Genomic DNA, 13,843 nt, shown 5'->3' on the forward strand with positions numbered 1-13,843 from the left:
TGCGGGAATCTTATTTGTAATACAAGTTTAAATATAATGGTCTTCGAGCCACAAACCATGAGTAGATTAACGGGCTTTTATTAATAAAAGATATTTAGTGCTTTTTAAAATAGATTGCTTCATCGTTCCTTATCAAAAAGACGTTCGTAATCGTCATGACGAAGCCGATTCTTCATCGGCTGTGTTAATCTTTCCCGGTCCGAGGGGTAATTATATTAATGTTATTTGATACGCTTAGGTAACTTTATTTTCGAAAGCACCGAATTGTTCTTCGATACTAAAAATTCGCCCTGGTCGGTAACCATGAGGTAACTGTATCCCGGGAATTTTTCAATTAGTTTTTTTCCGGCTTCAGCGCCTAAAACCATCGTAGATGTACTTAAACCATTTGCCATTTCTGCGCTCGGACCCATAATAGTAACGCTGATTAATCCGGTTGCCGGATAACCCGTTGCCGGGTTAATAATGTGTGCGTAGCGTTTACCGTTAAATTCCACAAATTTTCGATAACTGCCAGACGTAACAATAGCATTTTGTTTCATCGGCACTACAGCAAATATGGTATCTTCTTTCATGGGGTTGGTTATTCCAATTTCCCAGTTTCTACCATTTGGATTTTTGCCCCAGGTACTCATATCACCTGAAGCATTCACAATACCGGCTTTTATGCCTCTCGCCAGCATCATTGCCCGGCACCTGTCTGCTGCATAACCTTCGCCAAGTGCGCCGAAACCTATTTTCATCCCTTTTAATTTTAAAAAAATTGTAGATTGGTTTTTATCGATGATGATGTTTTGATAACCCACTTTCTCTACCGATTTTTTTATCGCTTCGGGTGATGGCATTTCTTTCATCGAGCCATCAAACTTCCAGATTTTATCCATAGCAGCAAAGCTGATATCGAATGCGCCGTTTGTAATTTTCGATAAATTAATTGCTCTTTCGGTTAAAAGAAGTAATTCCTTATCAACCTTTATCGGTTTAATTCCGGCATTTTGGTTAACGGTCGAAACCTGCGTATTTGGTTTCCAGTCGGATATCAGGTTTTCTATCCTGGAAATTTCTGCAATTACGGTATCGATGTTTGCTTCTGCAATTTCTTTTGTGGCTGCAACAAGGGTAATGTCAAATCGTCCGCCCATTAAGGTGGTTGTTCTTTTGCGCAGTACCTGGGCACTGGCATGGCATGACCATAAAATAAAGCAAATTAAAATGAAAGATTTCATATGTCCCAAAGATAGTATTATGATGATTTGTTTGGTATTGGTATGGATGTTTTGTTGACAGGGCCTCCATCCGTCTGCGGCGTCTTCCCCCGGGGTGGAAGCATTCAAGAGCGGGGATGTTAGCGTACTCCTTCCAATCGTATGCGGGAAGCTCATTTTATAATACATAAGTTTCAATTTTATGGGCTGTAAGCCACAGACAACAAAATATGGCTCAGTTGATTGGTTTTAATCATTTCTCATAGTTGGTCTGACGATTCAATCGTCTTTACATTATGCACTCGTTAGAAACGAGCGCAAGCGGGTTCCAGAAGTCGTCATTCTCGCGTATGCGGGAATCTTAAAGCGAATGATTTAAAAGCCTCCATCCGTCTGCCGGCACCATCCCCCAATCTGGCGCAAGCTTTTTTATTCACTAACTCTAGCGCAAGCGTCCCGCTTGTGCTTTAAACGGTAATAGGTTTAGGTTTTAAACTTTAATTGACATTAGATTAAATAGTTAGTTTTTCGAATATATGATTCGTCACAAGCGAGACGCTTGCGCCAGCATGGCAAAGACGAGCGCAAGTGGAATAGTATACTTTATATTCGGACTTTCTTCGGATTTCCTTCGGACATCATACGGAATTATGACAAATTTGTCCGAATAATACCCGTCTAATTATCGAAGAAAATTAAACTTAGGTAATATTATAATGCATAAATACTTATGGTTAATTCGCTTTTGAATCTATATATGTTAGCGTTTTTTGGTTAGGAATAAGCATAAGTCAAATTGGAACATGATGCTTAATTTGTTTACAGGAAAAATAAAGACGCCGGAAATTATTGAAGAAAAGTAAATAATCAAGAAACTGAAGATTTCGGACAGGTCTGCAGTAAAACTTTCATCATGTAATATTGCACGTTCATCAAGCAAATCTATCCTTCGGTGTAATGCAGCATTTCTTTGCCTTAAATCCAGCTAAAATATTTTCATCTTCGGTTAAGGTAAACCAAACACCGGACAAACAAGCAGATAAATGCATAGTACTATTCTAACCATAACGTGTGAATAATACTGTTTTTTACGCTGAAAAAATTAACGCATGACTGGAATTCAATTGAGAAACATTTTTCTTACTATTCTGCTGTTTTATAGCTATGCTGTATCTGCTCAGTTGAGCAGGAAGGATATAAGTGCCGACAGTTTAAAGAAGAAAACTGAATTGCTTATTGATAAAAATAAAAAGGCAGTTGAAAAAAGTTTTTCAAAAGAAAACCTAAAGGCTCGTTTTGACGAAAAAGTAGGACAAACCATTGTAGGTAAACTATTTAAAAAAGATACCGCTCAAATTCAAAAACCTAATGTATCGCTTAAAGATTTTTCGGTAGAGAATTCTACGCAATACATTAAAACTGATGAACCAGGTACAGGACGAAATTTTATAAACAGAATAGGCTTTTCCGGTCAGTTGGAATTATTTAAATTTCCTGTTGATCTTGAACTGGTTAATAATTTCAACCCGCTGAATAACTTTAACATTCAGGAAGGTAACCTGTTTAAATTTGACTTTGTTAAACCAGGATTTGAACAACTTTACCAATCGAAAGTTGGTGCTTTCAAAAACCTAAAAGAAAGAAGATTTAACGGATTAAATCCTGAAATACTTTTAAAGCAACAGCTAAATAAACAATTGCAACTTCTTTTGAAAGGTAAGCTCGCCGATTATCCACGGCTGCAGGCATATATTAATAATCCTCAAGCCTTAAAGGAACTGCTTGCAATGGATGAGCAACAAATTAAGCTGAAGTTAAAAAACCTGCTTGATGACACACAGGAACAGCTAAAAAAAACGGTTACTTCGGCAAATAATACGGTAAGCGGAATGGTACAATCAGAACGTGACGGTGCTGTTTCGGAAATTACAAATTATGTAATGCGCATTAAATCTGAAATTAATGCAGCCGGTTTGGATACGGAAACAATAACCTTGCTGCAAAACTTTGCCGAAAATAAAATCGACAGGCAAATGCTTCAAAGTTTTTTCATCAGCCAATTGAGTAAGCAATCCAAACTTCAAGGGGCAAATCATTTTTATTCAAAAATTAAAGAATTTCAGGCCGGTAATTTCGGACACAAGCTTCCCGGAAGTTTTATGAATCGTGATTTACTTTTAAACGGTGTTAACGTTAGTTTGAAAACAGCCAGAGGACCGGTCACTTTAGGTGTTGCCTCTAATCAGGATATCGGCGCCCCAAAAGATTTCGACTTTACCAACAGTACTTATTCTTTTCCGAAACTATACAGCTTTGTGAGTGTACCCACCACAAATTTTTCGTTCGGTATGGGGAAAATTTCGTGGACAGGCGTATTTGATAAAGAATTCAGCAAATCTTCAGGGGCATTTTCATCTGCGGTTCCTAAAAATAATATGGTTTTTACCCTATCTCAAAACCTTAATATCCAGCATCTGGGGAAACTGACCGTTGATATTTCGAAATCTGCTACACAACTTAAAAATTTGTCGCTGGTGAGTCCCGACCGTCTGATTATCGATCGCAATACAATGGGCAATTATTTCAGAGATGATTTTCTGGAAACCATGTCGGTAGGGCTTAATCATCAGATAGATGCGGTTAAAACCGGCCTGAGCAGCAATGTCTACTTTAACTATTCGGGTATTGGTTTTCAAAACCCCGGACAACAAGGACTGGCTAATATGAATATGCGTTTTGGCGGTACCATAAAACAAAACCTTTTTAAAAATAAGTTTACCATTTATCTGAAATCAGATATCAAGAATACACCTATCAGTGCGGAAACAAATGCGCATTGGCGGAATTTTAACGTTCAGGTTGATTCGAGGATAAGGTTCTCAAAATCTTATACCCTGAATTTTAAATATATTGAAAACGGTGTGAACAAAGTAGCTGAAACCAGCAGTGCAATGTACAGTTCACAAAAAATTCAGGCTGATTTTAACGGTAATTATAAAATTGGCGGCCATTACAGTTTTTCTCACCTCACTTTAGGAAAGCAAAAAATGAATAATCTCGGCAGTTTACAAAGTCCTGATTTCTTGATGCTTAATTATAGTCAGAGTTTGTTATTTAAGGATTTTTCTTTAAACGGTAACGCATTTTATAACCGCGAACTTGGCGGAACTGCTCTTTTAGGTAATATGCTCAATGCAGATGTTGCGCTTCAGTATTCATTGTTCCGGAACATTAGCCTGTCGAGTGGTTTAACTTATCTGAATAATGAACAAGTGGCAAAACAGGTGGGGCTTAAACAGAGCATCCAGCTTATGGTTAAAAAGCATTTTGATGTTAATGCCTACGTTGATTTGCGAAAAAATTTAATTAATCCATTGTATCCGGATTTATTTTCGACGGGCAGGGCAGAGTTTTCAATCCGATATTATTTAGATAAACAATGAGAATTTCAATATACATCCTGATGCTGCTGTTGCTGTGTAACTTTCAGAAAGTTATCGGGCAGGTTAACGTAAATTTTATTCCTGAAGTGTATGGAACAAGCATTAACGGATTGATGAATGTTACCATATTTTCAACATTACCACGCAATGATGTTAAACTGAATATCAATGTATCTGAATCAAAAGCAGGTAAGGTATTAACCATACAAACCGGTGTGTTTTCATTGATTCAGGGCACCAACCGGATTCCAGTTAATGTGGTAAGAAATGCCAGGATACTTTTAACTACCAATAAGATTGCTGATTATTTAAGGCGTAATGCTATCTTTCCGCAAGGGTTTTACGATTACGATTTCGAAATAATTGCAGCTTCATCAAGCGGGGAAATTATAACAGATCAAACTTTCAGTCATGATATCGTGCCTCCGGCTCCCCTGGATTTAATAGAGCCTTTTGATCATGATGAGATTTGTGAAAAAAGGCCTTTACTTACCTGGCAGCCTTCTATGCCGGCTGTAGCCGGAATGCTTTATGAATTGCAGCTTTCGGAGATTAAGGAAAATCAAAATGCAGTGGAAGCCTTAAATTATAATTTACCTATCGTTAACCAAAGAGGAATCGTTGCCAACATCCTCGTTTATCCGACAGTTTCAAAAGAGCTAATCCCTGGTAAAAAGTATGCCTGGCAGGTAACTGCTTATAAAGATCAAACGGTAATTAACCGTTCCGAAATCTGGCAGTTTACCGTCAATTGTAAAGATTCTATCGCAAATGTTGTGGAGAGCGAATATGGCTACAGGAGCATTGAAGATTTAAATAAAGGCAATTATTACGTTGCCGAGGGCTATGTTAAGTTCGCTGTGGTAAATTCTTACCAGGAGCAGAAATTAAAATACGAAATTACCTGTATTACTGATGTTAAATCAAAAGTACGCTCGTTGCCACGGGTTACTTTAAAGCGTGGACAGAACAAAATCAGACTTGACATCAGCAGGAATAGCTCCTTCAAAGATGGTTATTCCTATATCATGAGCGCCCATATGCCAAATGGTACAGTTAAAAGTTTAAGGTTTATTTATAAAGATTTAGAATGATGAGGAATTGTGTTTTTCTGATACTCCTACTTACGGTATGCAGTTGCAAACGAGCGCAGAAGACTTTACTGAAAGATGCTGATTTAACCATACAATGTATTCGAAAAGTTGATGCGGATGTGCCTGAACAGCTGAATTTTATGGTCAGGCTTTTTCCTGAAAAAGATAAACTTGCTGACAAAAAGGATCTGGGTGTTGACATGCAACTCCATATGGACAGCTGTTTTTATACGATACAAGATGGCGCAAAAAACTATCCGCTCCAGGTGATACCGGTTGCAAACGGTGTTAAAAATTGCTTTGAATACCTGCTGGTTTTCGATAACCCGGCAGGCGGCACGGAAAAGTACCGGACTTTGACCTACCACGACAAATTTATTAATAAAAAAACCTATCAATTGAATTTTGAGTAATATGAATAAGCTTTTTACAAGGACAAAAACCAGGCGAATTGCGACATTATTACTCCTGACCTGGGGTTTTAATCTTTTTCTGCCCCTGGGTACTTTTGCATTAACCTCAGGCCCTTCCCAGCCTGAGGCGCAGTCTTTTCAGCCTGCGGGTGTATCGGACATGGTTGATATTTTTAGTGGTGATTTTAAGTATAACATTCCCTTAATGGATGTAGATGGCTATCCGATTAACCTGAATTACCAGTCGGGTGTGGGTATGGATGATGAGGCGAGCTGGGTAGGCTTAGGCTGGAACCTGAATGTTGGTGGAATTAACAGGCAATTAAGAGGTATGCCCGATGATTTTGCCGGTGATGAAATTGAAACCGAACATTATGTCAAGCCTAAAGTAACGGTAGGTGGAAAAATAAACGCAAAAGCAGAAATTGGTGGTCGGTTTACCGGATCAGGCTCTCTTACATTTGGTATTTTCAGCGATAATTATACCGGTATAGGTGCGGAAATAGGTGCGAATGCAGGCATGTCATTTTCTCTGGTTAATGATAATATGCTTACCGCTGGTATGGGGATTGGTGTAAATTCTAATACTGCGAGCGGGGTTGATGTTAGTCCAAATGTATCACTATCCTTATCAGAAAATAGCAAGGGAAAGGCTACATCACTTGCTGGTCTTAGCGCTTCTTTAGGCTATAATAGCCGGTCGGGGCTTAAAACCCTTAATTTTGGCGCAAGTTATAAAAATTATAATATTTCTGCACCAATCGTATCTTTCAATACGGAACCCGTTATGCCTAAGGTTCAGATTCCTTATAAAACAAACTATGAATCTTTTAGTTTCAACGCTGGCGTAGCCGCTTATGGATTTTATTTTAGCGGTGGCGGTACAGGCTATAAAACGGTTCGTTCCGTTAAAAATCCTTTAATGAAAAATCCGGGCTATGGTTTTTTATACGCCGAACTTGGTAAAAATAAGCCCGATGCGGTAATGGATTTTATCCGGGAAAAGGAAAATCCGGTGATTCCCGAACTACCTAACCTGGCTATACCGGTACATACGCCGGATATTTTCACCTACAACAGCCAGAATGGATCAGGACAATTCAGGTTGTACAGGGGCGGAACCGGTAGTTTTTTTGATAATGAAACTTCAGATGAAAATGGTGTGCTAACTGCTGGATACGACGTAGGCTTTGGTAAGTATTTCCACTCAGGTGTCACTTTTTTCAAGCAAACCACTAAAAGTATTGGGAGGAAGTGGACAGCCAATAACGGTTACCTTCAAAACGGCGATTTCCAGAACGAGGATTTATCAAATCCGCGCCGGCAGCATGTATTTTTCCGTAAGGCAGATGAAAAAAATATTGAAGATGCCAGCCTATCCAATAAGTTATTATCCAATTCTTTACTTCGGATATCAACTTCGGGAAAGACGGCAAATACCGCTTTTTTAAATCAGACCAGTGTATCCAGTAATATCAGCCCCATTTATGATAAAATAGAAAAAAATACCAGGCAGGTACAAACCACTGCCATTTCCTATTTAACTGCAGGTGAAGCCAGCCTGGGTGGCTTAGATAAAACTATAAAAACCTATCCTTTTAACCAGGAGGGTAGTTTTAAGCCAGCTGCAGGACATTCGCTTGGTTACCAGGCAGGCGAATCAAGGGTTAGTGATAAAAGAAAGAAACACCACATTTCTGAAATTACGGTCAATAATGAGAATGGACAGCGCAGTGTGTATGGCATGCCGGTTTACAATTTGAAACATGAAGAATATTCTTTTGCGGTAGGCAGCGGCTATCAAAGCCAGGATGGTTTGGTGTCGATGGGTACAGGTGGTATTGTAAAATATAAAGGAATTGATCATTATTATCACAAAGAGAGCCAGTCGCCATATGCTTATAGTTACTTACTTACCGGCCTGCTCTCGCCGGATTATGTAGACAAAACCGGGGATGGAATTTCAGCTGATGATAATGGAACAGCCATTAAATTTAATTATTCTAAAATCTCTGACTATCACTGGCGTACACCATACCAGCAAAAATTTAATGGCGAGGTAAAAAATACAGCTGCTCTAAACCGGGCAATGCTTGCCGACCCAGATGATGATAAAGCTTCGATTATTTTTGGTAAAAAAGAGATCTGTTATGTACATACTATAGAATCTAAAACCAAAATTGCTTATTTTATTACGACCGACAGAAGAGATGCGCTTGGTGTTAGGGATTTGAAAGGCACACCAGATACGGATAACCGTCAGAAATGCCTTAAAGAGATACGCTTATATTCAAAAGCCGATACTATTAAACCCATTAAGGTGGTTAAGTTCAATTATTCTTATGAGCTCTGCCCAAATGTACCAAATGGTATGGATGCAGGCCAGGGTAAACTTACTTTAACCAGTGTATGGTTCGAATACGGCCTCACCCATAAAGGCGCCAATCATCCTTATGTTTTTAATTATAATGCCGCGCAAACAAATACGAATATCGCTTACGCCAATATGATGACTGACCGTTGGGGAAGCTATAAAACGGCAGCCGGTAATCCGGGTAATTTAACGAACGAGGAATACCCTTATAGTGAACAAAATAAAACCATTGCAGATGCAAATGCGGGTGCCTGGTTGCTTCAATCGATAACGCTTCCATCCGGCGGAAAAATAGAAGTAAATTATGAGGCCGACGATTACGCCTATGTGCAGGATAAGAGCGCAATGGAAATGGTTCATTTTGATATGGTGGGCAGCAATAACCTGGTGGGTACATCGACCATACGTGTCAAGATTAATGAATTGCCAGCAGCGGGTGAAGATGTAACAAGATGGTTTAAAAGGAATTACCTCAATGAATCTGATTATTTATATACCAAATCGTATGTTAAAGTCAGTACGTCGAATGCGCCAAGTGGTGGAAAAGACCATGATTTTGTACCGGTATATTGCAAAGTAAATAGTGTACAGATAAGAAATGATTCTGCCCTGGTTAAATTTGAAACGGTTAATGAAGCTAACGTTATTACTAACCCGATACGTTCAGCAGCCTGGCAACGCATTAAAAATGAATACCCGCGTTATGCTTATCCGGGCTTTCAAAACCGCATTGGTGATAATACCGGAGGTAGTGTAAGAACTGTAGTTTCAGCCATTGTAAGTGCAGCCGGTAACCTGGCCGAGCTGAAACAAAACTTCTACCAGAAAGCCAATAAAAGGGGGTATGCTAGTGAAATTGATTTGAGTAAGAGCTTTGCAAAAATTACCAAACGCACTGGCTTTAAAATTGGTGGTGGCACCCGGGTAAAAAAAATATCCATTAATGATAACTGGCATGGCTTTACCGGGAATGATGTTCCTGATGGTACGTATGGGCAAAGTTATGATTACACAACGCTTGTTGATGGCAAAAAGATCAGTAGCGGGGTGGCCACTTACGAACCCTCAGTAGGTAATGATGAGAACCCCCTTAAGCAACCTGTTCCTTATATACAGCGCATTAAAGGGGCTATAAACAATTATTTTGAACTGGAGGCGCCTTTTGCCGAATCATTTTACCCGGCACCGAGCGTTGGTTATAGTAAGGTAACGGTAAGGGATTTGCAAGCAGACGGAGGCGTTACCGAATTCCCTAAAACAGGCTTTGTGACCAATGAGTTTTATACGGCAAAAGATTTTCCGGTAAGGGTAAGGGTTTCGGATATGAACCGATATAACCCGAAGCCATCTAACCAATATTCTTTAATACGTACACAAACTGTTGAAGAAATGGTGCTTTCGCAAGGTTACAGCATTGAGCTTAATGACATGCACGGTAAGCCAAAGGCGAACCGCATTTTTAATCAATCGGGCGCCGAAATTTCTTCAACCGAATATAAATACCAGGTTGAGAAGCCTGATGCAACCGAACTCAAACTGAATAACCTGGTGCAGGTTGTTGATGTTTCAGGAGCGGTGAGTCCAAAAGTTGTCGGCCGGGATATCGAATTTTTTACCGATTTCAGGGAACAGGAAACAACCAATCTCGGAACGACAGTTAACTTTGGGCTTGATGTAATTTCAATTGGTTTTATTCCTATTCCAATCCCGCATCTTCCTTCTGGCAATAATAACGAATATAAGTTATTCCGATCGGCTTGTGCCATGAAGGTAACCACAACCACCGGAATCCTGTCAAAAGTGATTAAGCGGGAAAACGGTTCTACAATAGAAGTAGAAAATATTGCGTACGATGGTTTAACCGGGGAAGCCTTAATTACCCGGACCCAGAATGAGTTTAACCAGGATTATTATACCGTAAATATTCCTGCTTACTGGGCTTACCGTAAAATGGGCGGCGCCTATCAAAATGAGGGGGCAATCCTTCGAAACGTAAACCTGAATAGTTTTTATGAAGTAAATGAAAGCTACTGGACACTGCTTACCCAGGGCGATGAACTGGTTAACCTCGGTACCGGATTGCGGTACTGGGTTGTAGATAACCGCCAGGAAATTGATGGGCAAACCGGAATTGAAAGTGGTAAGATTTTGATTGATATACATGGTAGCCGGCTTTCATCGATTACCGGAGCAGCTATTAACCACCAGTTTAAGCTCATCCGTTCAGGTTATCGTAACCAGTTAACAGCCGGTATACAAAGCATTACCTGTATGAACAACCCGATACGAAGCGGAAAGCTTTCGCTTGCTGATGCGGTTGCATTGGGTAACCTGAAAGTGATATCGGCCTCGTCTACCACCTATGGCGATGAATGGCCGGTAGATGGTACAGGCCAGAATAGCAGTGTTGTGGAAAATACATCAAGAGTATTCACTTTCAAAAACGGACCTTCAAACGCAGCTTACGGCGCTTTACAAACAAGATTATATAATTTTTGTGAAGGCGAAATATCTTCAGATTACTGTGGTGAACCTTACTACTATTTTAACAATCCGGTACTGAATACCCGGCTAAACCAGGTTGGTGTGTGGCTGAATGAACCTAATGTAAATAACATTGGAGAGCCTATTGGTTTCAAAGCCAGTTTTACCGTGCCGGAGTCTAAAATATATTATTTCGGCTATGCAGGCGATGATTTTTTTAACATGAAAGTTGATGGGGTTTCTGTAGATGTTGAAAATCATTTATATTATTGGCAATTACATCCGGTTTACCTTACTGCAGGAACGCATGAAGTAGAGATAGGTGGCTATAACAACATATTGGATGACAATTCGGATACCAATAACCCGGCGAGTATCGCACTGGAAATTTACAACAATAGCCTGGAGAGCCTGGTGCATGTGAACAGTGCAGCAAATTTACAAATACTTTTTTCTACGAGAACCGCTATCCTAAATCCGGAATTACAGAGTTTCCGCACAATAAATGGCATTAAAACCTGGCGTTTCGGTAATGAAAATTTCTTTAACCCTTTTGTAAATGGTTTTAAAGGCAACTGGCGGGTCGCCTCGCAAAATGTTTACCAGGAAAACCGGCAGTACGATAATATTTTTGCCGCCGGTAAAAAAGGTATCAATGTTTCCAATTCAGGGTTTTTAAAAACCTTCATGTCTTATTACATTAAAAAAAGCAGTACGGAATGGGGTGTAAACCTGCAATCTTCAACCTGGATTGCAACCAACCGGGTTACGCAATACGATAAGTATGGACAGGAGGCTGAAAATAAGGATGCGCTTGACCGATATAGTGCGGCTTCATTTGATTTTGCCGGGCAAATGCCTGCTGCTGTGGCATCTAATGCCATGCGACGTGAAATTTATGCGAACAGTTTTGAAGATGTACTGAGGATGAACAGTGTTCCGGATACGAATGCCACTAAAGAATTTACGCTGGCTAACGGCAGTCCGCTTATCTCTGCCCGAACAAGAATAGTGTCGCACAGTGGTAATTATGCTTTATTAATTCCTTCAACAGGCATTAAAATTCAAACCATTAAACACACGCAGCAACAGCAAACCAGTACATACCTGGGCAGAAGCAATAAAAATGAATTTACCCTGCTGCCCGGCACCGGTTTGTACCCGCGTGGCTTTGAGCCTAAAACCGGGGGCAAGTATATTCTGAGTGTATGGATAAAAGATAATCAGCCGCTGAACCGGAATGTAAATATTAACGCTTCATCTGCAGGGAATGCAATTTCTTTAACCTGTAAAGCAGTTGTAGAAGGCTGGAAATTACTGGAAGGAACGATAAACATTCCTGGTGGAGTGGCCGGCAGCTATTCACTGAATATCAGTCCTTCTATCGGAAGTAATATATACCTGGATGATATCCGCATACACCCATATGATGCGCACATGAAATCCTATGCATATGATGAACGAAATTACAGGTTAATGGCCGAACTGGATGAAAATGCATTTGCTACTTTTTATGAATATGATGATGAAGGTTCGCTGGTGCGGGTAAAGAAAGAAACAGAAAGAGGCATTGTGACCATAAAAGAGAACCGTTCTTCTTACCGTAAAGGTGTAAATACAACTACAAGTTTATAAAGATGGAGATTATAAAAAAATATGTATCTGCTTTGGCGAAAAAAGTAAATTTTATCGCAATAACATGCTTTGTGATGCTGAGTGGTTTTGCCATTTTCGGTTGGGCATCTTTTAGAAGGAACGATTCGAAAACCGTTGTTAAAAAGGCTCCGGTTGAATCGTTTTACCATTCGGCCAAGCCAGACCCGGTGAAAATTAAATTGCTGTCAGAAGTGTGCAATAAGATGTCGCTCAACCAGGATGAACTTTTTATCGAAGGCATTATTAATGCAGGTAACGGTGCTGATTCAACCGATCGCATCGAGGCAGCAGATTATATTTTCAGCAAAAAAGGCGAGGCATTCTATTACAGGTTAGGGCAGGTTGAGACCATTAATAATGACGATTTAAGCATCTATGTTGATCATGGAATTAAAAAAATTATGATTTCTGCACCAAAAGAATATGGGGCTTTACCGGCAATTGCTGATGTGGGTAACTTACTTAACCGTATAGAAGAAGAAGGTTATGAATTAAAGGAAAAAGTGCAGGGCGAAAGTACAACACTTGCTCTTACAAATCCTAACCATGTAAGCTGTAAAGCCTATTCTGTTTCTTTTAATACGAAAACCCTGCAACCCGAAAAAATCTTTTGCCGTATGAGCAATTTTCAAAATCCGGAAGATGATAAGCTGGATAACCAGTTGGAAATTACTTTTAAAAAGATTGAAAAACATTCGGGCATTGAAAAATACCCAATTCAGAAGTATGTTCAGAAAGAAAAGGGAAATTGGGTATTAAATGCTGCTTTTAAAGAATATGAGCTCATTAACCTGCTTTAAACAAGCCGGTACAAATAAAATATTTAATCTACTGGTTGGTGTCTCACCGACCAGCTTTAAAGATTCCGGTCTGTGAGACACAGACCGGGAAAGTTGGATTACGAAAGGGTCTTCGACAGGCTCAGACTGACATAATGAGCTACTTTATACAATTGACATTGTGCAAGCAGTGGAAATGAAGATTAACCTACTGGTTGGTGTCTCACCGACCAGCTTTAAAATTCCGGTCTGTGAGACACAGACCGGGAAAGTTGGATTACGAAAGGGTCTTCGACAGGCTCAGGCTGACATAATGAGTTACTTTACAAAATTGACATTGTGCAAGCAGTGGAGTGGAAATGAAGATTAAGCTACTGGTTGGTGTCTCACCGACC

The 13,843-nt window shown here is 39.7% G+C and carries 6 protein-coding genes; 5 read left to right on the plus strand and 1 reads right to left on the minus strand.

Translation table 11 applies throughout. From position 1 onward, the window contains the following. Positions 1-221: 221 nt before the first annotated feature. Complete coding sequence (locus tag O0931_RS04240) at positions 222-1,226, minus strand: FAD:protein FMN transferase (protein WP_269414303.1); 1,005 nt, start codon at positions 1,224-1,226, stop codon at positions 222-224. Positions 1,227-2,314: 1,088 nt separating this feature from the next. Between O0931_RS04240 and O0931_RS04245 the strand changes: the two genes are divergently transcribed. From O0931_RS04245 to O0931_RS04265, 5 genes are read left to right on the plus strand one after another with little or no spacing between them, the layout of a single operon-like run. Then, positions 2,315-4,648 (plus strand): hypothetical protein, encoded by a 2,334-nt coding sequence (locus O0931_RS04245; RefSeq protein ID WP_269414304.1) that lies wholly within the window; start codon positions 2,315-2,317, stop codon positions 4,646-4,648. Further along, positions 4,645-5,742 carry a DUF928 domain-containing protein gene (locus O0931_RS04250; protein ID WP_269414305.1) on the plus strand — a complete coding sequence of 366 codons (1,098 nt, stop codon included), beginning with the start codon at positions 4,645-4,647 and terminating at the stop codon, positions 5,740-5,742. Before O0931_RS04245 ends, O0931_RS04250 begins: the two co-directional genes overlap by 4 nt. Continuing rightward, complete coding sequence (locus O0931_RS04255) at positions 5,739-6,155, plus strand: hypothetical protein (RefSeq protein ID WP_269414306.1); 417 nt, start codon at positions 5,739-5,741, stop codon at positions 6,153-6,155. Before O0931_RS04250 ends, O0931_RS04255 begins: the two co-directional genes overlap by 4 nt. Position 6,156: 1 nt before the next feature. Continuing rightward, the gene (locus O0931_RS04260) at positions 6,157-12,648 is read left to right on the plus strand and encodes a hypothetical protein (RefSeq protein WP_269414307.1); all 6,492 of its coding nucleotides are present in this window, start codon (positions 6,157-6,159) and stop codon (positions 12,646-12,648) included. 2 nt (positions 12,649-12,650) lie between these two features. Then, the gene (locus O0931_RS04265; protein WP_269414308.1) at positions 12,651-13,469 is read left to right on the plus strand and encodes a hypothetical protein; all 819 of its coding nucleotides are present in this window, start codon (positions 12,651-12,653) and stop codon (positions 13,467-13,469) included. The last annotated feature ends 374 nt before the right edge of the window (positions 13,470-13,843 follow it).

The sequence above is a fragment of the Pedobacter rhodius genome, assembly GCF_027213645.1.
GTDB lineage: Bacteria > Bacteroidota > Bacteroidia > Sphingobacteriales > Sphingobacteriaceae > Pedobacter > Pedobacter rhodius.

Coding starts and splice junctions, on each gene's coding strand:
- O0931_RS04260 (WP_269414307.1), top strand. CDS start 6,157: ATGAATAAGCTTTTTACAAGGACAAAAACCAGGCGAATTGCGACATTA.
- O0931_RS04265 (WP_269414308.1), top strand. CDS start 12,651: ATGGAGATTATAAAAAAATATGTATCTGCTTTGGCGAAAAAAGTAAAT.
- O0931_RS04240 (WP_269414303.1), bottom strand. CDS start 1,226: ATGAAATCTTTCATTTTAATTTGCTTTATTTTATGGTCATGCCATGCC.
- O0931_RS04250 (WP_269414305.1), top strand. CDS start 4,645: ATGAGAATTTCAATATACATCCTGATGCTGCTGTTGCTGTGTAACTTT.
- O0931_RS04245 (WP_269414304.1), top strand. CDS start 2,315: ATGACTGGAATTCAATTGAGAAACATTTTTCTTACTATTCTGCTGTTT.
- O0931_RS04255 (WP_269414306.1), top strand. CDS start 5,739: ATGATGAGGAATTGTGTTTTTCTGATACTCCTACTTACGGTATGCAGT.